The 25,170-nt window shown below is 38.4% G+C and carries 25 protein-coding genes; 2 read left to right on the forward strand and 23 right to left on the reverse strand.

Annotation, left to right across the window (positions count from 1 at the left end):
* Positions 1-62: 62 nt before the first annotated feature.
* The 7 genes from GLW08_RS04950 to GLW08_RS04980 all read right to left on the reverse strand — a co-directional run bounded on the left by GLW08_RS04950 (position 63) and on the right by GLW08_RS04980 (position 7,479).
* Positions 63-524 (reverse strand): RidA family protein, encoded by a 462-nt coding sequence (locus tag GLW08_RS04950; RefSeq protein WP_160847429.1) that lies wholly within the window; start codon positions 522-524, stop codon positions 63-65.
* Positions 472-1,524 (reverse strand): amidohydrolase family protein, encoded by a 1,053-nt coding sequence (locus tag GLW08_RS04955; protein WP_160847430.1) that lies wholly within the window; start codon positions 1,522-1,524, stop codon positions 472-474. The genes GLW08_RS04950 and GLW08_RS04955 overlap by 53 nt, the downstream gene beginning before the upstream one ends.
* The gene (locus GLW08_RS04960) at positions 1,521-2,075 is read right to left on the reverse strand and encodes a 3-hydroxyanthranilate 3,4-dioxygenase (RefSeq protein ID WP_160847431.1); all 555 of its coding nucleotides are present in this window, start codon (positions 2,073-2,075) and stop codon (positions 1,521-1,523) included. The genes GLW08_RS04955 and GLW08_RS04960 overlap by 4 nt, the downstream gene beginning before the upstream one ends.
* Positions 2,076-2,108: 33 nt before the next feature.
* Entirely contained in the window at positions 2,109-2,858 is a 750-nt protein-coding gene (locus GLW08_RS04965) for an IclR family transcriptional regulator domain-containing protein (RefSeq protein WP_160847432.1), read from the reverse strand.
* A gap of 138 nt (positions 2,859-2,996) precedes the next feature.
* The gene (locus GLW08_RS04970) at positions 2,997-4,472 is read right to left on the reverse strand and encodes a 4-hydroxyphenylacetate 3-hydroxylase family protein (protein WP_160847433.1); all 1,476 of its coding nucleotides are present in this window, start codon (positions 4,470-4,472) and stop codon (positions 2,997-2,999) included.
* A gap of 20 nt (positions 4,473-4,492) precedes the next feature.
* Positions 4,493-4,975 carry a flavin reductase family protein gene (locus GLW08_RS04975; RefSeq protein WP_160847434.1) on the reverse strand — a complete coding sequence of 161 codons (483 nt, stop codon included), beginning with the start codon at positions 4,973-4,975 and terminating at the stop codon, positions 4,493-4,495.
* A gap of 911 nt (positions 4,976-5,886) precedes the next feature.
* Complete coding sequence (locus GLW08_RS04980; protein ID WP_160847435.1) at positions 5,887-7,479, reverse strand: ATP-binding protein; 1,593 nt, start codon at positions 7,477-7,479, stop codon at positions 5,887-5,889.
* 299 nt (positions 7,480-7,778) lie between these two features.
* On the opposite strand from GLW08_RS04980, the gene GLW08_RS04985 reads away from it, so the two are divergent.
* On the forward strand, positions 7,779-7,964 hold the full coding sequence (locus GLW08_RS04985; protein WP_160847436.1) for an aspartyl-phosphate phosphatase Spo0E family protein: 186 nt from the start codon (positions 7,779-7,781) through the stop codon (positions 7,962-7,964).
* A gap of 207 nt (positions 7,965-8,171) precedes the next feature.
* On the opposite strand, the gene GLW08_RS04990 is transcribed toward GLW08_RS04985, so the two are convergent.
* The 4 genes from GLW08_RS04990 to copZ form a co-directional block, all read right to left on the reverse strand.
* The gene (locus tag GLW08_RS04990; protein WP_160847437.1) at positions 8,172-9,005 is read right to left on the reverse strand and encodes an STAS domain-containing protein; all 834 of its coding nucleotides are present in this window, start codon (positions 9,003-9,005) and stop codon (positions 8,172-8,174) included.
* 274 nt (positions 9,006-9,279) lie between these two features.
* Positions 9,280-9,606, reverse strand: coding sequence for a four-helix bundle copper-binding protein (locus GLW08_RS04995; RefSeq protein WP_160847438.1), 327 nt, complete (start codon positions 9,604-9,606; stop codon positions 9,280-9,282).
* Between the two features lie 148 nt (positions 9,607-9,754).
* Positions 9,755-10,276 (reverse strand): hypothetical protein, encoded by a 522-nt coding sequence (locus GLW08_RS05000; RefSeq protein ID WP_160847439.1) that lies wholly within the window; start codon positions 10,274-10,276, stop codon positions 9,755-9,757.
* A gap of 111 nt (positions 10,277-10,387) precedes the next feature.
* A complete protein-coding gene (copZ, locus tag GLW08_RS05005; protein ID WP_160847440.1) occupies positions 10,388-10,591 on the reverse strand; it encodes a copper chaperone CopZ in 204 nt (67 codons plus the stop codon).
* A 148-nt stretch (positions 10,592-10,739) separates the two neighbouring features.
* On the opposite strand from copZ, the gene GLW08_RS05010 reads away from it, so the two are divergent.
* Positions 10,740-11,396 (forward strand): DUF4396 domain-containing protein, encoded by a 657-nt coding sequence (locus GLW08_RS05010; protein ID WP_160847441.1) that lies wholly within the window; start codon positions 10,740-10,742, stop codon positions 11,394-11,396.
* A 51-nt stretch (positions 11,397-11,447) separates the two neighbouring features.
* Here GLW08_RS05010 and GLW08_RS05015 read toward each other — a convergent pair whose 3' ends face one another.
* The 12 genes from GLW08_RS05015 to GLW08_RS05070 all read right to left on the reverse strand — a co-directional run bounded on the left by GLW08_RS05015 (position 11,448) and on the right by GLW08_RS05070 (position 25,148).
* On the reverse strand, positions 11,448-12,179 hold the full coding sequence (locus GLW08_RS05015; RefSeq protein WP_160847442.1) for a plastocyanin/azurin family copper-binding protein: 732 nt from the start codon (positions 12,177-12,179) through the stop codon (positions 11,448-11,450).
* Positions 12,180-12,676: 497 nt separating this feature from the next.
* Positions 12,677-14,692, reverse strand: coding sequence for a heavy metal translocating P-type ATPase (locus GLW08_RS05020; protein WP_160847443.1), 2,016 nt, complete (start codon positions 14,690-14,692; stop codon positions 12,677-12,679).
* A gap of 109 nt (positions 14,693-14,801) precedes the next feature.
* On the reverse strand, positions 14,802-16,334 hold the full coding sequence (locus GLW08_RS05025; protein WP_160847444.1) for a multicopper oxidase family protein: 1,533 nt from the start codon (positions 16,332-16,334) through the stop codon (positions 14,802-14,804).
* 343 nt (positions 16,335-16,677) lie between these two features.
* On the reverse strand, positions 16,678-16,908 hold the full coding sequence (locus GLW08_RS05030) for an SHOCT domain-containing protein (protein ID WP_160847445.1): 231 nt from the start codon (positions 16,906-16,908) through the stop codon (positions 16,678-16,680).
* Between the two features lie 217 nt (positions 16,909-17,125).
* Positions 17,126-17,341, reverse strand: coding sequence for a hypothetical protein (locus GLW08_RS05035; RefSeq protein WP_160847446.1), 216 nt, complete (start codon positions 17,339-17,341; stop codon positions 17,126-17,128).
* An 86-nt stretch (positions 17,342-17,427) separates the two neighbouring features.
* Positions 17,428-18,102, reverse strand: a complete 675-nt coding sequence (locus GLW08_RS05040; protein WP_160847447.1) for a response regulator transcription factor — start codon at positions 18,100-18,102, stop codon at positions 17,428-17,430.
* Positions 18,095-19,483, reverse strand: a complete 1,389-nt coding sequence (locus GLW08_RS05045) for a sensor histidine kinase (RefSeq protein ID WP_160847448.1) — start codon at positions 19,481-19,483, stop codon at positions 18,095-18,097. The genes GLW08_RS05040 and GLW08_RS05045 overlap by 8 nt, the downstream gene beginning before the upstream one ends.
* Before the next feature lie 28 nt (positions 19,484-19,511).
* Positions 19,512-20,243 carry a sulfite exporter TauE/SafE family protein gene (locus tag GLW08_RS05050; protein ID WP_160847449.1) on the reverse strand — a complete coding sequence of 244 codons (732 nt, stop codon included), beginning with the start codon at positions 20,241-20,243 and terminating at the stop codon, positions 19,512-19,514.
* 145 nt (positions 20,244-20,388) lie between these two features.
* A complete protein-coding gene (locus tag GLW08_RS05055; RefSeq protein ID WP_160847450.1) occupies positions 20,389-21,303 on the reverse strand; it encodes a F510_1955 family glycosylhydrolase in 915 nt (304 codons plus the stop codon).
* A gap of 213 nt (positions 21,304-21,516) precedes the next feature.
* Entirely contained in the window at positions 21,517-22,227 is a 711-nt protein-coding gene (locus GLW08_RS05060; protein WP_160847451.1) for a cytochrome c biogenesis CcdA family protein, read from the reverse strand.
* Positions 22,220-22,777, reverse strand: coding sequence for a thiol-disulfide oxidoreductase ResA (resA, locus tag GLW08_RS05065; protein WP_160847452.1), 558 nt, complete (start codon positions 22,775-22,777; stop codon positions 22,220-22,222). Before resA ends, GLW08_RS05060 begins: the two co-directional genes overlap by 8 nt.
* A gap of 925 nt (positions 22,778-23,702) precedes the next feature.
* Positions 23,703-25,148, reverse strand: coding sequence for a glycoside hydrolase family 32 protein (locus tag GLW08_RS05070; protein WP_237458307.1), 1,446 nt, complete (start codon positions 25,146-25,148; stop codon positions 23,703-23,705).
* Positions 25,149-25,170 lie beyond the last annotated feature (22 nt).

Below are 25,170 nucleotides of genomic sequence, written 5' to 3' on the forward strand. Positions count from 1 at the left end.
GGCTTCCTCCCTTACTTAACCCATATCATTTAAGGAAAGATGGTGACACATGTGTCACCATCTTACCCTTCAACTTCTACAATCATTTCAATTTCAATTGCAGTACCACCAGGGAGCTGTGCCATGCCTACTGCTGACCTAGCATGACGTCCCTTTTCACCAAACACATCGACAAGAAGGTCTGAAGCTCCATCAATTACTTTAGGCTGATCGATAAAATCTTCTGTACAATTAACCATCCCAAGGATTTTGACGACACGCTTCACCTTGTTAAGTTCTCCAAGTTCGAATTTCAACACATTTAATAGATTCAACATCGAGATACGAGCAGCGTGATAACCATCTATTACTTCTAGGTCACGACCAAGCTTCCCATGATACTCATCTACTCCTTGGCCGGCTGTATAAATCAAGTTACCTACTTTCACATGACTTACGTAATTTCCAACTGCTGGACGTATTGGGGACAATTCAAGTCCCAGATTTTGCAGCCTTACCTCTGGCGTCATGACTTTTTGTCCCATAATTAAGCTTCTTCTCCTTTACATTTAGGAATCGGAGGGCATTCTCTCCAAGAATCATTCGTTTTTGCTCTTCTGTGAGATTTTCCATGTTATTGATTACTTTCCCAGGGGGGGTTTCTCTCAATAAAAATGGGTAATCTGACCCCATCAATACACGATCATGACCAAAACGTTCAATTAAATAATTGATATTAATAGAATCATAGTTTAGTGAATCAAAGTAAAAGTTCCGTGCATAATGGCTAGGTGGATGCGGTGTCAGTCGTAAATGCGGCCAAACTTCCCATCCTTGATCCAATCTTGGAAGAATATAAGGGAATGATCCTCCTCCATGTGCAAAACAAATCTTCAATCTTGGAAATTTCTCTAGAACACCACTCCAGATTAAACTTGCAGCAGCTAGCGCCGTTTCACTTGGCATGCCAACAGTGTACATAAAGTTATGGCGTGGTGTTCTGTCTTTAGCTAGCGTTTCCCAAGGGTGTATAAATAATGGAACATTCCATTCTTCAGCTTTTTCAAAGAATTCAAGGAATTGGGGTGCATCAAGGTTTTCTCCATTGATGTTTGTACCAATTTCTATCCCATACAAATTTAGCTCCTGTACGCAACGTTCCATTTCCTTCACTGCAGCCTTCACATCTTGCATAGGGACAGTCCCCAAACCAAGAAATCGAGCTGGATTTTCTTTTACTGTTTGGGAAATGAAATCATTTTGAACCATTGCCATTTCAGTAGCTGCCTTCACATCTGCCCAGTATGAAAATGTAACTGGTATCGGAGATAAAACTTGGATATCTACACCTTCCCTATCCATATCTTTAATTCTCTTTTGGGAATCCCACACTTGATCCGTTACTTCTCTAAATACATTACCTTCTACCATAATATTGGCTCCACAAGCACAAGTTTGATGAAGTGTCGGCCACTTTCCGGGATATTTTTCTGCAAAGTTGGGTATTTCTTTTGGGATAACGTGAGTGTGAAAGTCTACTCTCATGCTTTCCATTCCTTTGCTTCAGGAGGCATCACATAACCGCATTCTTTACACGTTCTAAGCTCCTCGCTTCCATTAAAGTTTTCAATCGCTTCTTTCACCTGTGTACCTATATCTGTCAACTGTACGGTAGCTCGGTGCATTTCATGATTACAGTTATCACAGAACCACGAGAAACTCTCAAGCTCTCCCTCACCACGTTTACGTTCAATGACAATACCATAAGAGTCTGCTACACGGTGTGGTGAATGTGGTACATTAGCAGGAAGCATGAAAATTTCTCCTTCACCAACTTCAACGACTTCACGCTCTCCATCACCATTTATACACTCAACAAATGCGCTGCCTTTCATTTGATAAAAGAATTCATCTGCAGGATCGATATGGAAATCTCGGCGCTTGTTCGGACCGCCAAGTAGCATAGCAATATACTCGGAATCTTCCCAAAGAACCTTGTTGTTTACTGGAGGTTGTAATAAATGCTTGTTTTCCTCCACGGTTTTCATTAAATCCATTACTCTTGACTGTAGAAAAGATGTAGATTTTGTAGACATAATAGTCCTCCTTCACATTTTTTGAAACCGCTTTCATAAAGCGCTAATATAACCTAAATCTTTTGAGATATTTTCCGCTGTACTTACAACGTTTTTGATCATATCTTCACGGTTTCTACCGTTCATATATGAAATAGGTCCAACCATGTTTAACGCTGCAATGGTTTGACCTGTATAGGAACGAATCGGAGCAGCAATTCCATATAAACCAAGTTCATTTTCGTTATTACTAATGGCGTACCCCTGTCTTTTGATTTTCTTCAATTCTTCTTCAAGACTAGGTACATCCGTAATTGTATTTGGAGCTAGCTTCATTAGACCTTTCGCAATCGTTGGCTTAATTAACGCAGGATTATGTGCTAATAACACCTTCCCTGTGCTGGTACAATATGCGGGTTTAGTTGCACCAATATAGGTTGGTACTGGAAGGGATTCTTTAGATTGAACTTTAAGTACAAAGCGAACCTCTCCTGCATCGAACATTCCGATATGAACAGTTCCATGAAATTTTCTAATCAATCTTTCACAGAAAGGAGTAGCTTCATTGTAAATATCTTGTTGATACATGACATGGTTGCTCCATTCAAGCAGCTTCCATCCCAGTCGATATTTCTTTCGACTGTCTTGAATAAGCATTCCCTCCTGACATAGTGTACGAACAAGGTGATTCACTGTACTTGCATTCATGTTAAGTTTCTCCGCTATTTCCAAATTACCAAGAGCAGGTTCTTCTTTGGTGAAGCAATTCAGAATTTTGGAAATTTTTTGAACGGATGAAATCACATGCCTTCCCCCTTTTACCCATAACGTTTGTCTTCGTTCTAAGAAATGTAAATAGAAAGTAAAGTTCCAACCTTAGTTTCGACAAACGGCACCAAATACCTTTAAATACCAGCTATTATTCCTTATGTTGGTTGCGTATTAAGTTAATTGGCCTTGATCTACTTTTGTTCCCTTTAATGCCTCATCAACCATGGCGAATTGGTTGTTTCGTTTATAGCTAGTGTAAAAACGCCCCAACCTTCTTAACGGATCTCCAGAATAATATCGTTCATACTGGAGTAACCTTTGTCCAAAAGCTTCCCCGCTTAAATCCCAAGCCAGTTTAAATAGATGAACACGTTCTTCTGAGGAAATACCTTCTCTTCCCACATAGTATTTTTCAGTATCTCCCCGTAGTTCTGGGTTCAGAAAATCCGCTTCAGTTGGTGACATGAGTAAACCGCCCGCACCAATAGTTTGAATGACTTCAATCGCTCTTGGATACATTTTTGGTAACATACCACGAATCGTTTCTAGTGGTGTTCCAGCTGGCATCACTTCCCCATGTTCTAATGTCTCGTATTCATGCTCAGATATGCGAAGTAACGCTCTGATTGCTTCCACAGATTGCATCAGCTCACCTAATTGCGTTTGTACATTTAGGTATCCATCTACTCCAATTGAGTCGGCTACTCTCGCTGCCACTTCTGAAGCAAATTGAAGCTTGATTAACCCTCGAACTCCAGATTGGTGCGCAGGCTGTTGACCAATCCCTGTTTTCGGATAAAGTAAATTACCTGCTTCCACATTTTGATTAATAAAGATTCGATTTTTTGGTACAAATACATCGTTAAATACAAGAAGTGCGTCCATTTCTTCGTAACGAGAAGAAAGTGGATGATCAAATAGAGATCTTGTTCCGTCTTGTGCAGGTTCACGACAGATAATTCGTAACCCTGGTGTATCAATTGGTAATGCAAATGCAATGGCATGCTTTTCATCTCCAGGCCGAAAACCAGGGAATGAATATATAATTACCTCATCCGTGATAGGAGCCAATGTGGCTAGCATCTTTGCCCCACGCACAACAAAACCATCTTCCCTTTCCTCTACGACACCTAAGTGTGTAAACTCATCACTTTGCTCATGAGAGGATTTACTTCGATCATTTTGAGGGTTAATAATCGCGTGTGTTAAAAATAAATCATTATCACGGATATATTTGTAATAATTGACCATATTGTTTGCCCATTGTGAATCGTATTGCTCAAGGAACCAAGCATTACTTGCCATAGCCGTTACCGTAACATTTAGAAAATCTGGTGTTCTACCCATCAATCCAAAAGTTGCTCTAGCCCAAACCTCAAACAATGTTGAACGCGCTTTCAAATCTTCGTATGATTTTGGAACTTTGAATGCTTGTGAAACTCGTTCTCCTGTTTCCTCACAAATGTACGTAATGTCATCACGATACTCGTCGTTATGTTGCATATCATATAATTTAGCAATTTCATGAATTGGCTGATGAAAAACAGCCTCATTGTAAACGTCCTTTATTCTCTTACCGCCCATCCACACTTCGGGTTGACGAGACTTCAATGCTTCGATATATTCTGTTCCAGTACGAATCCCCATAGCACTTGACCCTCCTTCACTTAGTCTGTAACATAGTTTTCAATAGCTTTCGTTTGACGAAATTTACCTTTGAGAAATACGAGACCATCATCCTCTTGATAAGTGTAATCTTGAACTTCACCAATAAACAGGACATGATCGCCTCCGTCATATTCTTTCCATGGCTTACATTCAATTGTAGCGAGTGAATCTCTAATCTTAGGACCTAGCTCGCTCTCTTCCCATTCAATGGTCAGTCCTTGTTGCTCTCGGCCAGCAAATTGCCAAGCAACAGCCTCTTGCCCTGCAGATAAGATATTTACGATAAAGTTATTATCCTTAAGACTTTCATACGCCCTAGCATTCTTATCAATAGATACAAGTACAAGTGGTGGATCTAGAGAGACAGAAGTGAATGAATTAACGGTAATTCCTTTTTTCACCTCATCATCCTCACTCCAGGTAACTACCGTAACTCCTGTAGCAAAGCATCCAAAACAATTTCTTAGTTCGCGTACATTCATAACCTTTTTGCCACCTCCAATTGTTAAATTCTGATACTACTATAAAGGGAAGAACAAGAACAGAACCTTCGAAAATTTCATATTATGAAATTTATGTGAACTTTTTTCAAAAATCTGATTAATTTGACTAATTCTAAAAACCTTAATCTATATAAATCACCAAAGTTCACAAAACAATTTGAGGTAATATCGTAATAGAAATCCTACAAAAAAAGTATGGGGCATTAAAAATTGATTAGCGTCACTAAGAAGGTAAAAAGATATTATGTATTCGTTTTTAAGTATGATGAGGATGAATGGGATTTTGATAAAGGTGAATTTAATATTAGTAACAAGTTGTAATAATTTTAGACTAAAAAAATGAACAAATGGGAGTAATTGGAGTGTTGGGGACATAGTGTCTAGAATGGACTAAATGAAGAATCCAGAATAGAGCTACAAAATAGGTTACTGACTTGGATAAAAGATTTTAATTGGTCAAATGTCCTAACAGACAAACAAGACCCTTTTTTATTTTTTGATGTTTGTTCAACTCACTGTTTAACTAGAGAAGAATATAACAATTCCACCAAATTTAATAAAAAAAATGACTTTTTCACAAATCAAATAGCTGCTAAGTTAATTTTTAATGGAAATGAAGAGTAAGGAATGACGTTAGTAAACCCGTCATTCGGAACGCTTTAAATTATGTGAAAAACGCAGAGTTAAAAGTATATCGAGTTAATGATGAAGGCCATACTCAAATTTTTGACTATGAAGATTCTAGTCAAATAGAAATAAACACTCACAAACACAATCTTTTTTAAGAAGAAAAACAGGATGACATACGATGTCCCGGTTACTACAAATAATTAAACCGGGACATTTAGGATAGTAAATATTGTTGTTTTAGTTAATATTAGAGCATCCCTTTACTTAGGAAGTACCAGATCCACCCTGGTGCCTTCCCCTTCCTCTGATTCAATCTTAATTTCTCCATGATGAGCTTTGATAATATCAAAACAGATGGTTAATCCCATCCCCATACCACTTTCTTTTGTCGTGAAGAAAGGTTTTCCGAGTTTGTTGACTTGATCTTTCGTCATCCCAATCCCCTGGTCTTGAATGGCAATGTTGACTTCGTTTTCTTCAGCGTTACTGGTTAACTGAATATGCACTTCTCCACCATTCGGCATGGATTCGAAGGCATTTTTGATAAAGTTGATTAGGACTTGCTTGATCTTGGCGTGGTCAATGTCGAGTTTCAGCTCTGAGTGAGTGGAATCAAATTGGATGTCGATATCTTGTAGATGTGCATTGCTGTTCATTAACTCTACTGTGTTTTCGATTAATGTTGGAACGTTGCACGTTTCCGTTTTTAAATCGGTAGGTTTTCTCAGTAACACAAATTGGTTCACTAAACTTTGGATTCTTTCTAACTCACCAATAATGATATCAAGATATTTATTTTGGTTGTTGTTTTCTCTTAAGAGCTGTGTGAGTCCAATAATCGAAGTAAGTGGATTTCGTATTTCATGAGCTAAGCCAGCACCAAATTTGCCTAGTGTGGACAACTTTTCGGACTCAATCAGTTGCTGTTGTAACTCATAATAGTGGGTCATGTCTCTAAATTGTGCGAAGGCTCCTATTATTTTTTCTCCATTAAATAGAGGGATGACATCAAGGAGGCAAATTTTAGTATATCCCTCTTCATTAATCGGTAGGGTAAGTTCAACGTTTTTGATCGTTTCACCGTTACTCAGAACCGTATCGATATATCCTCTTATAAGATGAATCTGCTTATGCTCTTTCTCTATCACTTGCTTCACATTGTTTTCGGTAATTTCTTCGAATGCTGTGTTGTATTCGATTAACTCTCCATTTTCATCAGTCATAATAATACCTAGAGGCGTGGAATTTATTAACACTTGATTCAATATTTCTAGCTTATTGTTCTTCTCTTGCAATCGAAGCTCTCGCTCAATAGAATCGACAGCAGAGGATAACAATCCAAGATGAAAATGATTAGCATAATCGACTGTCGTCATAATGGACACAGTTCCCGTTAAACGATCATCATCAGAATAACTAAAAGGTGCAGTATAGCATGCAACACCTGATAAAGCATGCTGAAAATGGTCTGTGCCAACTAGCGCAATAGGTTCTTCATGACTTAATGCTAGAGAAATAGAGTTGGTGCCTACTTCTTTTTCCTCAAATTTCACACCTGCTTGTATCCCAATGGAATCGACCATCTCCATAATACTTGGGTCTCCATATATATCTACGATGTATCCATCTTTATCTGTCGTCACGACAAGTGTTGGGGTTCCCCCCATATAATATAGTAACTTTTGCATAAAATGTTGGATTACATGTAGGGCCTGCTCTAACGATTGTTTTCTTTGCTGAACTTCTTCAGGAGTAATCCCAACCTCTAATACAGGCCTTTCTGTTGGATCAAGACCATGAAGTTCCTCACACTCTCGTTTAGAAGCTTTTATATATGTTTCAAAATCTATCATGTAAATCCTCCTATGAACCATTACAAAAAGTATAATGACCTTTCATTCAGTCATGCAAGGCTTTAATGATAATGGATGAATATGTAATGAAAGAAAACCATATACTATTTTCCTTTAATACCCACGCATTGTATCTATAGACCCAAATCAAAAGACTCAATTCCATTGTAATACATACGATAACTTCTTACTATTAAATTTTATTACCCATCATCACCCTAATATGGTATAATTTATTCAGAACATGACTTTCCAACAGGTCAGACATCTTACCTTTATATTTTGGGGAGATAGTATGTATGAATGTAAATAAAGAACTTTCCAATGAAGAACTAAATCAGAGCATTACGTCACTAAGGTCCTTAATGATTGAAATTGGGCTTACGTATGGCCTTAACCATGAGAAGACTCTTGAAATTAGCCAGAAATTAGATATATATATAGCAGAGACGCAAAAACGAAACACACTGGAATACTCCGCCTGAACATTTCAGATTCAGATAAGCATGCACCAAGCTTACCTCCACCATGGTTAAGTAAAGCCTATTACGCGGTGAAGTTTTTCCACATAGGATTAGCTTGGAATTATAGTTAGTAGAAGCTGATGCTGGATATGTACGGTAACAACTACTATTCCATTACTGTAAAAATCCCTAGAACCATAAAGGTTCTAGGGATTTTTTGTGTGTCTATCATAGTTTGGTTTGAGTAGCGTCAGTAAAATAATCAGAAATGGCTTGTTTTAGAGTAGCCTTTGTCTCTACATCCATGGTGATACCTAATTGTACCATCGTATGAGCAATTTCTGGGCGAATGCCTGTTAGAATTGGCTTTACTCCAAGCAGTATTAATGAATTGGTGATCTTAATTATCTCTTGCGCTACCTGAGTATCTACAACCGTCACACCAGATAAATCGATAAACAAAGTACCGACTTTCCATTGGGTGGACTTGTTGAGCACTGTATCTAGAATAACCTGAGCACGGTATGTATCAATATCCCCCACAAGCGGCATGACAGCCATATCATCCATAAGAGGAACAATTGGTGCAGATAATTCAAAGAAGGAGTCCTTAGCTTCTTTAAGTCTCTCTTTATGTTGCTCTACATATCCAGTACTGAAAATATATACGGCATGGTCAATTAACGGATCTATCTGTTGTGCCATTTTAATGATTGCTTGGCGCGAAATATCTTCCTCTTCAGAAAATACCGAAATCTTATCCCAAATATACTTTCTGTACTTACTAGTGCTTTTAATCGCTTCATCCATTTGCATCTCTAGTTGAATGGCTTTTTTACTCAATTCTAGCGCTTTATCTGTAATTTCTTTCATCGAATCTCGATTGGCATCTACTAGTGACTCAGCAATGATTGATATCACCTCAGCCCTATTGTTGATTATACCTTCTAAATATTCTTCTGAGTTATATTTTAATATTTCTTTCTGATCCTCTGTCATCTTCTGGGCAATATCATATTTCTTTTCTATAAGCATGTTGCCTATCTGTTCGATTTCAGTCATATTTATTCCCCTCTATTTACTTAGTAATAATAGAGCAATTATATCAAAAATATGGTAGGTTGTGTGGTTGGTACGTGGGGACAGGTCCTTCGTCCCATATGGCAGGTTGTGAAATAAGTTGCGGGAAGCGGGGACAGGTTCCTCATCGAAAATAGAGGTGCCAGACCCCTGCTGTTCTAAAGCATTATCGCATCACAGCGATGGGAGTCTGGCATTTTTTGGCATGTATAATTGTTGAGACGAGGAACCTGTCCCTTCGTCCCATTCCTTCCTACTAGGCTAACTTCTTACATTCTTCTGCACATTTGAAGCATGCATCTGCACATTCTTGGCAATGTTGGTGATTATGCTTCTTACATTCTTCACCACAACGTTCACAGATAGTTGCGCAAACTTGGGCTAGTTCGGAAACAAATGGTGTTCCTCTTGTAAGTGCTTGTTCTAGGTATGCACAAATATCTGCACACTCGCGATCGAGACGAATGCACTCGCTCATCATATTAATATCGTCTTCTTGCAGGCAAGCATCATAACAATGATTACATGCCTCCATGCATTCGTGTAGTGCTTTTAGTGCTGCTTGATGTTGTTCGTGTGCCATTTTAACATCACTCCTTCATATAGTTTACAGTATAGTTGTGCCCAACAAACATCCAGAAATTGTGCAGATTTCAGATTTTTTATTTAAAAAAAATAATTTTATCCCTATTGGTATGTAGTACCAAGAGAGTCAATTTCAATAGCATTATCTATAAAATTGGCCCTAGCATTTGATAAGCGTAAAAGAAAACACCTAGAGCAACAGACATTATAATGGGATTATGGAATAGTTTTTTCCCAGTATCACCAATCTCATAATCCAGTAGATAAAGCAATATACATGTACTCACACTGTAAAAAAGAAGGAGTAATCGAATGGTTACGTCTCCATATTCAGGCATGATCATGGCACCAAGCATTGCCCCCATCATGCCACCCATTGCTCCTGATACCATTCCATCCATTACTGCCACCATATGAATGGGTATCCCAGCTAAGACACCTGCACTGATACCAATCCCCATTCCAATGAATGTCGATAAGAACATATCAGTATGTAAATGCAAAGCAATAATCGCTCCTAATGTAACTCCAATAATCATACCGATAGTCATGGAAATTACCATGCCTGTCATGATGGAGATTTTCTCCTTATAACGTAAAATGGTAATCATAACAATGGCCCATAGCAACACTATAATAAAAATACTGACTAGCATCCCAACAGACATAACATCCCCTCCAACACCTTATTTATTAATGTGTATGAGAGGAATTTGGTTTACTTGTCCTGTAAGAAAAAAAAAGCCAAGACTTTTAGATAAGTCTTGGCTTCTTATGCATTACACAACATCGTACCCTTGGTCTTCAATTGCATCTTTCATCTCTTTTTCACTTACTTTAGCCTCGTCATAGCTAACATCTACTGTGTTTTGTTCTAAGTGTACGTTAGCTGAGTCAATGCCATTCAATTCTTCTAGCGCACCTTTTACAGCTTTCTCACAGTGCCCACATGTCATGCCTTTTACTTCTAATGTTTTTTCCATTATTCAACACTCCTTTCCTTTTATGCTATACCCCCTATATGTATATGTCAAATGCTATTCTTTTAATTTGTTTTTTAGTTTTTTTTGTTTCACCCTATACCTTTACCGGGTATAAAAATAACATCAAAATAAATAGAGAGGTGTAGGTATGTTAACAATTATTTCTTGGATTGCACTAGGAATCGGTGTTATTTCCTCCATTATTATTCTGGTTGATATATGTAGGCATCCGCAAATGATGTCCATTATGAACGTAGTATGGCCAATAAATGGTTGGTTTTTTGGCCCATTTGCCATTTGGACATACTTTCGATGGGGAAGACTAAAAGCAAAAAATCTTCAAATAGAGGATAAACGTGAGAAACCTGCAAAAGTCTTTGTTTCTACTAGTCATTGTTCTTCAGGTTGTACTGTTGGTGATGCAGTAGGTGTTCCCATCGTAGCCCTTACAGGTTTAACAATTGTGGGCTCTACCCTTTTCGCCCATTATGTGGTGGAGTTTGTATTAGCCTATCTATTCGGTATTATCTTTCAATTCTTTGCTATTTATCCTATGGATAAAAACAAAGGAATATATGGTTCATTAAAAGCTGCGATCAAAGCAGATTCCTTTTCTCTTATTGCTTTTGAGATCGGCATGTTTGGCTGGATGGCCATTGTACATTTCATCTTATTTACAGAACCTCCGAAACCACATGAAGCTACGTACTGGTTTATGATGCAAATCGCAATGATTCTTGGATTCATTACAAGTTACCCAGCAAACTGGTGGCTTGTTAAGAAAGGAATAAAAGAAGAGATGTAAAAAAGAGATCCATGTTGTCCATGGATCTCTTTCTATATTCAAACAACTCTATTATTCCACGACTTTAAACGTTCCAACCATTCCAGCTTCTTTATGTCCTTCTACACTACAGAAGAATTCATATTCGCCTACTTCTTTCGGGATAAATTTAATACGAACGGTCTGACCTGATTTTGCATTCATATGAAGAGATTGGTCTCCATGACCATCATCGTGACTGTCACCATGATGCCCATCTTCTTCACTATTGGTTTCTTGCTCTTCAGAATGATCGTCACCACCATTGGCATAAACCTTATCTACACCCATTAAATTGTTAAGGAGAGAAACTTCATCAGGATGACCTGGCATATCCCCCATAAATGTAATTTCTGCATCCAGTTCACTTGAAGTTAGATCGTGAAACATTGTTCCATCATTCTTAAGAACAATTTCGTACTCTTTCCCTTTTTTTAGTGTAATATTACTTGGATCATATTCCATTTCATAAGCAGATACTTCGATGACTTTATCATCTTTTTTATTCGTATCTTCATTGGTTGAGTCGTTTGATGAGTCCTCTTCTTCAGATTGAGAAGATGAATCATCCTTTTCCTTTGCCTGTTCGTCTTGGTCTTTTTCTGTTTCATTAGAGTCCTGTTCATTTTCATTTGTCTCTTCCTGGCTATCTGCATCCTCTTCAGCAGTATCATTATTTGAACTACTATTTCCGCATGCTGCGAAAATCAAAATAAACACAGTCATACCACTCAATAGTAAACCGAGTCTCTTTTTATTCAACATAAATCCTCCTTTAATATATATAGTTAACTTTATCATTTATACACTATTAACACTATACTGAATGAATTAGATTAGAAAATAAAGAAAGACGCAAGCACCTGTTTAGCAACGCACAAACTGCTTTTGTTCGATGTTGATACTTGACACAGCGGGTTTAAATGAACCTCCATCCCCCCATAAACCTCCTCTGCCTCCTTTTGAGATAAAGGAATCATGAAGGTCGGTAGTGATCCGATGTTGACTTATAGTAAGTAGCTACAGGACGTTTGCTAGTAACTGAACACTGGAACTGGACGTGGGCTCTATAACTTTCGCACCTAAAAATAGTTAATCTAAACAGTCTTCCCTAGGCACCTTATCTACAAAGAGAGTTCATTGAGTTAAATAAAAAAAGCACCCTTTGTTTCGTATAGTGAGATAGACAAGAAATCACTAAAAAACAAAAGAGGTGCTTGCTTTATGATAGTGTTAGACGAGGGACCTGCCCCCTCATCTAACTATGCTTTTAAGAGTTTAGCGTTAATAGCTACTACAACTGTGCTTAGGCTCATTAAACCTGCTCCAACTGCAGGGCTTAATATGATTCCAATTGGTGCTAGAACGCCGGCTGCTAATGGGATGGCTGCAATGTTGTAACCTGCTGCCCACCATAGGTTCTGGATCATTTTTTGATAGGTTTTCTTGGATAATTCCATAATCGAAACGACATCTTTTGGATTACTTTTCACAAGGACGATATCAGCTGATTCCATTGCTACATCGGTACCTGTTCCAATAGCAACTCCCAGGTCAGCGGTAGCTAGGGCTGGTGCATCGTTTACGCCATCTCCAGTCATGGCAACTTTCCAGCCTTTTTCTTTGATGCTCTTTACCTGATCAGCTTTTTGATCCGGAAGCACTTCAGCATATACTTCATCTATGCCTAATTGCTTGGCAACCCAATTAGCTACTTTTTGATTATCACCCGTTAACATAATAGAATGGACACCTTTTTCTTTTAGCGATGTGATAGCTTCCTTGGCATCTTCTCGGACAATATCAGCTAGTGCAATCATGCCCATTAATTCTTGCTCCACCAATACAAACACGACCGTTTTTCCTTCCTCAGAAAGTTCGTTAAAAGAAGACTGATCATAGGTATAATCGTGTTCGTCCACGTATCCTGGACTTACAACGTTGACTTCTTTCCCGTCAACTGTACCTCTAAGCCCTTTACCAGTCATGGATTCAAATTCTTCTATATTCTTTAGACTGATGGAATCTTGTTTGGCTTTATCCACAATTCCTTCAGCCAGTGGATGTTCTGAGTTTTGTTCCAAGGAAGCTGCCCATGTCAGAACGTCCTCTTTTGTATAGTTATTTAGTGGAATGATTTCCGTTACACCAAACTCACCTTTCGTTAAGGTACCGGTTTTATCAAATACGACGGCATTTAAACTTCTAGCCCCTTCAAAATTGGCACGATTTCGAATCAGCAATCCTTTCTTAGCCGAAATGGATGTAGATACTGCTACCACGAGAGGTGCCGCTAAGCCTAATGCGTGTGGACATGTAATGACCATAACCGTAACCATCCGTTCCATGGCTACATCAACAGGATGACCTAATGCAAGCCAGACAATGAAGGTGATAATACCACTTGCTAAGGCAAGGTAAAAGAGCCATTTTGCTGCACGATTGGAAATATCCTGCGTTTTGGATTTTGATTCCTGCGCTTCTTTCACTAGTCCAATTACCTGAGATAAATACGTATCATCCCCTGTTTTTTGAACGGTGATGGTGATGGACCCTTCCTGGTTGACTGAGCCACCTATGGCTTCATCTCCTTCGTTCTTTTCGACCGGAACGGATTCCCCCGTTAACATGGATTCATCTATGGTGGTCTTTCCATCAATGATGTCTCCATCAACAGGAATCTTTTCTCCAGGCTTCACCAATACGTTGTCACCCGTTTGTAGATCAGCTACAGGTACATCCTCTACATTTCCTTCTTCATCTACTTTATGTGCTTCATTGGGCATCAACTTCACTAGTTCTTCTAATGCATTTGAAGCACCCATCACAGATTTCATTTCTATCCAATGGCCAAGAAGCATAATATCTACTAGCGTAGCTAGCTCCCAGAAAAAGTTCCGACCTTCCAGGCCAAACACAACGAGAGAACTGTACAAGTATGCTACAGCTATCGCAAGTCCAATCAATGTCATCATACCTGGATTCTTTTGCTTCAACTCATCCTTAGCACCAGTTAAGAAAGGTAATCCTCCATAAAAGAAGACAAATGTAGCTAATGCAAATAGTACATATTGGTCAAAGGGGAATGCCCAATCTAGCCCTAAAAAGTCCTGAATCATTGGAGATAATAATAGGATAGGAATGGTTACAATAAGAGAAATATAAAACCGTTTCTTAAAGTCTTCTACCATTGCTCCATGATCATGACCCTCATGCCCTTCATGATGTTCATGTTCTTCGTGATTTTCTGTATGATGATTGTGGTGTTCATGAGCCATATATTAACTATGCTCCTTTCTTTCATTTAAATATTGTTCTCTTTCTATAGTATAGTCATGCCCAACTAATATCCAAAATTTGTGCAGATGAATATTTTTATCTTCATAATTATGGTTTATTCTTCATATCTCCACCTATTTTGAATGGGGAATAAACATTCTTATAATCCAAAATTGTTACCATTCCTCTATCAGCATGATTGTTATCATGACAATGAAACAACCATTCCCCGGCATTGTTCGCCTTAAAATAAATTTCATAGGTTTGACCAGGCTTTACATTAAGTAAATCTTTTACAACAGGGTTCTCAAGGGGTTCTCCATTCTTAGCAACCACTTGAAAGCGATGGCCATGTAAGTGCATAGGATGATTCAACATGCCGGTATTTTTTAAGGTCACTTTAACAATGTCCCCTTCTGTCACTTGAATTGGAGCTGTATTTGGGAAGATATCGTTGTTAATTTGGAATACCATGCCTTCCCCCATGTTCATTCCCATATTTAACTCCATCGTGTATTGGACATCTGACTTAGGTAAATCAGTAAAAAGTAATTCTTCACTTTTATAGGTTGTACTGTTTATTGCCTTACTTTTATTGATGGAACTGTTTTGGGTAATATCTTTTTTACTAGCCACAGAATCTTCTTTAACTGGAATACTTACTGGACTAGTTGACTCATTGTAACTCAATAACGTCACTGCCTGTGGTGTTTTATTTGTTTTAGTAAACTCCACATCAATTCGTTCACCTGGAGCTATTTCCATCAGCGATGTCGATGGAGGAGAGGAGTTGATAATATCCTCTCCATCCACTGCCACAATCTTCATGCTTTGATCAGGAAAGTTTACATAATGAGTTTGATAACCTGCATTTATAAACCTAAGTCTTCCTTTCTCTCCTTTTTTCATATTGATTTGATCGATCTGATTGCCACTTTTACCATTAATGCTTAACGTATCGTACATAGCCTTCGTATCTGCCTCACCATCACCTGACATTCCACCAGACATCATGCTCCCCATATTCATGATGTTCTGCTTCTGTTGATTAACTGCCCACTCGTCTATGATAAATGTTTGATCATTTTGATATTGCTTTTCTTTTTCTTCAACAATTAGCGCTCCATACAATCCTTTATCCACTTGTTTGGAACTATGCTGGTGGGAATGATACCAAAATGTCCCGGGATTATCTGCTGAAAACTCATAGGTGAACTGCTCTCCCGGTAGTACAGCATCCTGAGTCACGCCAGGAACGCCATCCATTTTATTTGGCAACACGACACCGTGCCAGTGGATTGTCACAGGTACATTTAAATCATTTTTCAAATGTACCCGTACATAATCCCCCTCTGTAACTCGAATCTCTTCCCCTGGAACTGTTCCATTGTAAGTCCAGGCATTTACTATAGTTTCATCATTCAAATTCCATTGCTTAGAGGAAGCTGTAATATTGAACGTTTTTACTTGCTTTCCCTCTTTTGAATCTCCTTCCAAATCCATAATACTTGTTCCCTTTTTTTCCGTTAGTACCTTCGTTGAACTCTTACTACCAATACTTCCACCTACTTGAATAACGAACCAGGCTCCTATAAGGAATATACCTAATGATAGGAGTGAAATAAATATTTTATTCTTCATCGTTTTCACCCTTTTTGATTTTTATACCCTAGTCCGTATTATAAACAATAAATGTGCACGAATTGTGCAGTAGCTTGTTCTTTCAATAGAAGAAGGGAAAAATACGTAGAGCAAAAAAGCAAGTTCTCGTTTAGTGATGTATGGGGGTGAAGTCTATAGGGTAGGGTGGTTCGATATTGCTAGGTGAAGTGAGCCTTCGTAACGAAAAAAACCTTACTCTATTTGAGTAAGGCTTTCGGACATGAGGTATATGTTTGCAAAATAGACTTCTTCTACTTCCCGCCTATGAATGTGATTTTTTATGGCATTAATAGTGACCACGTCCGCCGTTTAGAAACATTTCTTATTCAACTATCTTTTTCTTTAATCGATCGTATTCTTCCTCTGTAATTTCACCTTTAGCTAGGCGTTGCTTTAACGTAGCGAGAGAATCTTGGTGATTTGCAGAGTGTTGTTGGTTACCAGACGAAAATTTCATCAAAAGGGCAACAACTACGATAATGATACCTATAATAAGTAACCAAGATACTCCCATTCCAAAAAAACCACCCATCATACCTTGACCATTCATCATATCCTAACGCCTCCATTCACGAATACGTATTACCTCAAAGAGGTATAAAAAAACTTAGTGCTCCTTGCCACCCTCGACTGGACTACTCTAGGACTGATATTGACACAGAAAGGACCCACCAAATACCGCATCAGGTATAAAACTGACCTAGAATATTTACAAATTAACTTATATTAGTAAAAAAAAGAACCAACTTGGTCCTTTTTTTACTGTTTTATCATTCATTCTGATGACAATCTCGATACATCTCATTAAGCTCTTCATCGCTCATGTTTGGATGCATATCTTTCATCCAAGGAATCATTTCTGCGACATCAAGCCCTAGCACAGAATGAGGCCCCCTAGTATTTTCATCTCCATGAGCCATCACGACATTACTAAGTCCTAAGACTACTAACAAAACAAGTAAGGCAGAGAAAATTTTCTTCTTCATCCTAAATCCCTCCTTTTGTTCTCACTAGTAGTGTATCCAGTAATTATCAAGAAACTGTGCAGACTCTGTGGCAAAATGGTGATAGTTTATTCATCCTTTACCCACTTGTACCCAACACCCCAGACTGTTTTAAAATAGTCATCAATAGGGAAACCAGTCTGTCTTACTTTTTCCCGAATATTCCGTACATGAGAGTCAATGGTTCGACCCTCTGTATCAGAATGAAAGCCCCAAACGATGTCAATGAGTTGCTCCCGACTGAATACACGCTCTGGATGCTTCATCAAATGACCAATCATTGCAAACTCTTTTGGAGTCACTGGAATTGGTTTGTCGTGATAACTTAATTTATGTTTATCTCCATCCCATATTAAACCATGAACATGGACCAACTCTTCCTTTGAAGTCCTTCTCAATAATGCCTGTACACGAGCCAATAATTCATCTTCATCAAATGGCTTGGTTACGTAGTCATCAGCCCCAATTTTCAACCCTTTTACAATATCTGTCTTTTGATCTCTTGCTGTTACCATAATAATGGGAACATCAGATATGAGTTTTATTTCCTTACAAACCTTCCAGCCATCGAATTGAGGCATCATAATATCCAGTAGGACCAGGTCAAAGGAGTGTTCTTCTACCTTGCGTATGGCTTCTTGACCTGTTTTTATTTTGGTACATCGATACCCATGTGGTGAGAGGTAGAGTTCAAGTAAATCCAACATGCGTTGTTCATCATCTACTAACAATATGTTAATCATACGGAACTATATCCTCCTCGTTTAATAGAATCGTCATCTTCGTTCCATTTCCTACTACACTTTCTACTTTCACTTCTCCCCCATGCTTTTCAATGATTTCTTTTACAATGGACAAACCTAATCCAGATCCTCCATATTCTCTTGATCTGGATTTATCCACCCTATACAATCGTTCAAATATAAAAGGAAGCTCTTCTTCTGGAATCCCTTCTCCTTCATCCTGAACTGTAATAGCTACCTTTGCCATGTTCACTTTCCCAACAATATAGATGGTGGACTGTTTAGGAGAATGTTTGATGGCATTATCCATTAGGTTAAGAATTACTTGCTGAAAACGGTCAGGGTCCACATAAATGATAATATTAGTTGGGCACGTAATATCTAGATTCAGTTCATTATCATTTAGAATCGGAAGCATTTTTTCTCTTACCTTTTTTAACATGTCACATAAATTCACATTCTCTTTTTGTATAACAAATTGATTTTGATCCATTTTAGCTAAGTCAAACAGGTTTTTAACTAGGTGTGTTACATGATCAGTTTCTTCACGAATGATGCCCAGGTACTCCTGCCGTTCCGCTTCACTAATCATGTCTCGACTAGCAATATTGGCATATCCCTTAATGTATGTGAGTGGTGTGCGCAGTTCATGAGAGATACTAGCTAGAAATTCTTTGCGATCTTGCTTTAGCCGCTCCAGTTCATCAGATAGAATGACAATTGAATTTGCTAATTGTCCCAGCTCATCTTTTCGTTTTGACTCCAATGAAACTTTTGAGTCTCCATTAATGATTTCTTCTGTCGCTCGTTTCATGCGAACCAGTGGCCTAGTAATCAAATGACTTAATATAAAGATAGCTAGTACTGTTAAGAGTATGGCTATAAGACCAGCCAGCAGGAATTGATTGGATAGTTGATTAATCACGCTCTTAATAACTGTTGTTTGGGAGAACATATACACGTATCCCCGATTATCCCCATTAATTTGAATAGGGCTAACGGAAGCCACAAACGAACTTGACTTCCACTCTTTATTCAGGATCACCCCTCGATGAGAAATATCAGAGAGTGGCTTCGTAATCAGTTGCTTAATCTCATCATTCATTGGCTCGGACTGAGCAATGACATTTTGATCGTCGTCTGTAATCATCACGATTGTATCAGCTTCTGATTCCATCAATGCGACATGATTTAATGTGGATTCATTAAAGCTTTTCTCTAATACATCTCGATGACTATTACCTCGGGCTAACAAATTATCTAGAACTTCTTCTATACGACTGTTGGCTAAGTTTGTGTATAGGAAAAAGAACAGAATTCCCTCGACAATCATAATACATATTAAAATAAGAACCCCTAATTTAAAGGATAGTTTATTCATATTTCGAGACCCTCGTTATGTTTAAAATTTAAAGCCAGTATGTAAGAGTATCCAAAACCCCAATTACAATAAGTATGAATCCAGTAATGATTTGGACAATCTTCCCTATCATACGACTTCTTTTAAGTAATATACCACTCATGTCAAAGTACCAAATCAGGAATAGAATAAATAAAATAGGTAACGACGTCCCCACCGCAAATATTCCTGGCAATACTATTCCGTAGGAGGTAGAAAGAACAATAGGCATCAATGTAACAAAAAACAAAATGAACATAGTAGGGCAAAAGGCTAACGAAAAGCTTACCCCCATAAAAAAGCTACCAATACCAGGTTTGTTTTGGAAGGATTCGAAAACACTTCCGAGTCTTAGTGTTTTCCTAATCTTTATTACACCAATTAAATACAACCCAGCTATTACAAGACTGGGGCCGATAAGCTTTCGTATAATAGGAAGAAAGAGGGTTAACTGACCTCTTATTTCCTGTCCAAACAACCATACTAGAGCTCCTAAAACAGAGAATACAACCATTTTCCCTGCTATGAAAAGGCCAATATGGCGCCATGAAGTCTTTGTTTGCAATGACTGATTGCCATAGAGTGACAAAGCTCCGATGTTTCCGGTTATTTGGCAAGGAGCTACAGCCCCTACTAATCCCAGAAAGAGAGCAGCTAAAAGTGGAATGTGGTTGTACCCATTAGCAAGCTGTAACAAAGGGTCACTAAACCATGAAGCAACCCTGCTAAACGTTCCATACACGTAATTACCTCCTCTCTTACTATAACTAGCGTTGTATTTTTTGAATACTTCTCATTATAAACACCCAATCATCCTGAATCACGATTGGGTGTACGTAGATTGTTTTTTTAATAGAATAACATGCTTTTGTAAGTATGAAGTGTTACTACTCTTGTACTTCTCCTGCTTCTACAATCGTTTCCCACTTATCTCCGCCATTCTTTGTTTGGAATGCATGATTATTAAAAGAAAGAAACACCATTTCCTCAGCGTTTTCAGGATGTTGAGCGAAATAAGCTACTGCATCCTGGTCTAAGTCTGGTAAGGTTAATTGAGTCTTCTTATTGTCCTGATAATTAAATTTTACAAGCTTAGCCTCACTATCGAAGAATCCATAGTATAGAAAATCATTAGTAAAGTGAACCATCGTCCCATTCGTTTCTTTTGTTATTCTAGTAAACGTAGAACCTCCATCTTCAGAAAGGTAGATACCGACTTTGGATGCAGCAGCTATACGCTCACTGTTTGTAGGATGAACAGCAAGAGACATGACTTCTCCTTGAAGGCCTGAAGCCTCTACCTTTTCCCATTTCTCTCCATTGTCTGTACTCTTATGTATGCCCATAGAAAGCTTGTTGGTTTCATGACCATTTACTACATACATCGTGTGGTTGTTATAGCCTACACCCATGACGTGAAAATCGAAATCTCCTTCGAATGCCACTTCTTCGAGTGTTTTCCCTTTATCTGAACTCTTCTGTACACCTAGAGGATTGGGAAGGTTAGAATCTTTCCCTGGGTGTCCACTTGTATAGAACCCTTCATCTACTGATGTGAATCCCATGTAGTCATTGTTTTGCTGAGAAGTAGAATACCACTCTCCATCCTGGTAAAATTTCAATCCATCATGTGAAGCAAAAGCAAGATCAGCATCACTTCCCATATATCCTAAGCCATGAACATGATCAAGCTTCCCATCAAATTCCTTCAGGTACTCATCATTACCAGCTTGCTCTTGATTGCATGCTGATAATAGTAGAGTACCAGTCATTATTGCTATTATTATTCCTTTGTTAGACACATCTATCTTCCTCTCTATTGATTCCTGAGCTTATTTTATATGAAAAATATCAAGAAATTGTGCAGGTGGGATGCAGGGACAGGTCCCTCGTCCCAAAACAGGGGTGCCAGACCCCCACCATTCTATAGCTTTATCGCATTACAGCCATGAGGGTCTGATGCTTTCAAAAGTGGGACGAGGAACCTGTCCCTTCGTCTCATTGGCTATGACACCTTAGAAGCCGGTAAAGCCACCAAAAAATTGATTGGATAAGAATGATGTTAGTTTAGTCATCCATCCAAAGAATAGAAAAATCCCCATTACAATCATGGAGTATCCGCCAATTTTAATAATTAAGCGATTATATCTTTTCACCCATTTCATACGTCCGATAAAAAAAGACATCACAAAAAATGGAATTGCAAATCCAAATACATAGGCAATCATATACATCATAGCTTGATTTGGATTCGACACACCCATAGCTAAAACAGCAGCTAAAATGGGACCAGTACACGGAGTCCAACCTGCTGCATACCCCATTCCTACGAAACTAGAACCTACAAATCCAGCTGGTTTGTGTTTAAATGTTAACGTCGTATCTCTCATCATGAATTTAGGCTTAAATACTCCAATTACGACAAATCCTAAGAATACGATGAAAATACTACCTAATTGTCGAATGAATTCATCATTCATAAGGAAAAATTCTCCTAAGAAAGAAGTTGAAAAACCAAGTGCAATAAAAATGGTGGAGAAACCGAGTAAAAAGAACAGTGTGTGGAGTAAGGACCGTTTTTGTAATAATCCATTACCTTGCTTTAAGTCATCAACGGATACACCAGTAATGTATGACAAGAATGCAGGGTACAAAGGTAAACAGCACGGTGAAAGAAACGATAAAAGGCCAGCTCCAAACGCTAAAAAAATCGAGATGTCAGTCAAGAGCCTCCCCCTTTTGATAATCCTCTGGCTGTATTTGTTTCATGTATTTTCTTATATCACTTTCGGTTAATCCTGCCGTAATTCGATCTTCTACAACCCCATTCTTATTTATCAGAAATGTAACAGGAATAGGACCAACCCCGTACGCATCCATCACTGATTCATTCTTATCCATAGGTATAGGAAAAGTCAATTCATACTTGTCTACAAAGCGCTTCACAGGAATTTTCGGTTCTCCGAGGTCAACTGCTAATACGGTAACTCCTTTATCCTTAAATTTCTGATATTGTGATTCCATATAAGGCATCTCTTCTTTACAAGGTGGACAATAGGTAGCCCAGAAATTCAAGAAAACACCTTGCCCCCTATAATCACTTAATTGAATCGTATTGCCATCTAACGTTTGCAGTTGAAAATCAGGTGCCTTGTCACCTGCTGTAATCATATCTGAATCTTTGGAATAACTTTGATAGATGGCATATATAAGACCTGCTACAAAAAGCATCAAAATACTTGTCCTTAAAAGAAGCCTTCCTTTTGTTTTCTTCATACATTGCTCCCCCCTACTTGCTTCTATTTCTAGTAATTAGCTAATACATTTACCTTTTATATCAAATAAGTATCAAAAAATTATGCAGATAGGACAGGGAGACATGGGACAGGTTCCTCGTCCCAAAATAATGGCACCCTCCCTCGAACTCTGCAGGTTTAGATTATTAGGGCCATGGGCGGCGGCAACACTTGCAAAAGTAAGACAGAGGGACAGGTCTCTCCGTCTCACAAAAGCAGGAAAATTTTTGTTATACAGGTGGAAATATTGGGTGGAAGGAGAGGAATCATTTCATTTATTTTACTGATTGATATTATTGGAATCAGTTTCTTGCTTTATTTCAAGAAACCCATCTTATCTAGATGTTTCTGAGAATCATGTATTGTTTCGTAACTTCAAGATGCTAAATGGTTTCAAGATTATCGTTTAGATGGAGCGTTTTTGTTTGGACTAAATGCTCTTTTATTTCTATCTACAATCCTCATTTTGTACAGTTTAACACTGCTAACCATACATTATGTTCATTTATCGATTATGCTTTTAGCAGTTGTAGCAAGCATTTATTTATGGATGGTTTTTTATAAATCTTGGAAGGGGCCTAAACGGTGACGTGCGAAGATGAGTCTCATCGGTAGTAGTTTCTACATATGTGCAACGCTTTTGTTTATCTACTGGTTAGTAACGTTGAACGACACCTCGTTACCCTGGGGGGAAGATACATTTATGACTGCTATTGGGTTGCTCCTTGCAATTATGGTTACTTCAGTTGCATGTTTTATATGCTTTTTCATTACTGGTTTAGCAAAAACTCAACCCCTATAAAAGTGCCAGACCCCCACCGCTTCACAGTATCACTACAACACCAATTGGGGGGGGCTAGCACTTTTTCAGTTGCAAAAGTGAGATGAGGAACCTGTCTCCCTCATCACACTGGGGTATGAATAGTACCGTTTACTTTAATCATTCTGTCTTTTGTAAAGAAAGATAAACGTTCGCAAGCTTGGTCTGGGTAAACTAAACTTGTTAATGCGTATTCCCCTTCTTGTAGAAATAGTTCAATAGAAGAAGAATCAATCAATATACTTAGTTGAACCTGTTCACTATCCTCTAGTTCCAAGCCTTGTTCAACCGGAAAATGCTTGGAGAATTCTGTTTTACCGGAGTTCGTACGATCTACCTTCACCGAATTATTGTTTCTATTAAATAGAATGGTTGTGAATTGTTCGGGGGTATGATGAATATTTAAACCATATTCTTTAGTCTCACCACCATCTATAGTTACATTCACATCTATATAGGATTCATGTATATCATAAGAGCAAGTTTGGTCAATTTGTTCATCAATGTCTTGCTTTTTTGTAAAATAGGCATCCAGCTCCTGGACTGGCTCTTGAATCAGTTGATATACCCCCTCTTTTTTCTGAAGAGAAAGCGTTCTTGGAACCGTCATCTGACTTCTCCAACCATCAGTCGGTACTTCATTTGCGTATAACCAATTGCTCATCCACCCTACATAGATACGTCGACCATCTTCGTTTGGAATATCCGAGAAGCTTACGCCCGCGTAGTTATCTTTTCCAAAGTCCAACCAATTGACAGAGGCAGGTTCAGGAACAAATGTGGATCCATCAAAATGACCAACAAAGTATTGGGTCTTGGAACCGATTCCAATCTCCGGTGTATCTCCTGTACTGACAAGCATCACCCACTTGTTCTCATCACTATTTTGAACAGATAATGGAAATAAATCAGGACATTCCCAAACCCCATCATGGCAGCCGATTCCCTCACCAAATTCACTTTCATACTGCCATTCTAGTAGATTAGATGAAGAATATATCGTAATTGTTTGGCCTGTTGCCAAAACCATTATCCACTTAGATGTTTCCTTATGCCAGAACACTTTTGGATCTCTAAAATCCACTTTTGTTGTTGAAGTAAGGACAGGGTTTCCATCATATTTTTTCCAAGTCCGACCATAATCATGACTGTAAGCAAGACTTTGGGTTTCGACAGGATTTTCTCCTTCTTCTCCGTCTAAATGATGAGTGAAGATTGCTACAAGCCCTGGTTTATCCGGGAAAAATCCTGTCGTATTCTCCCTATCTACGACCGCACTACCTGAGAATATCATCCCATGTTCATCTGGATGTAGAGCGATATCGAGTTCTTCCCAATGGATTAAATCTTTACTGACTGCATGACCCCAATGCATTGGGCCCCACACGCTACTGTAAGGATGATACTGGAAAAATAGGTGATACTCTTCTTCGAAATAAACGAGTCCATTTGGGTCATTCATCCAATTTTCATTCGGTGCAAAGTGTAAGTATGGCCTATATGCTTGTGCATGATTAGTTGTCATATTCATGTATTCCTCCATTTATTCGTGT

The organism is Pontibacillus yanchengensis, from assembly GCF_009856295.1.
In the GTDB taxonomy this organism is placed as follows: domain Bacteria; phylum Bacillota; class Bacilli; order Bacillales; family BH030062; genus Pontibacillus; species Pontibacillus yanchengensis_A.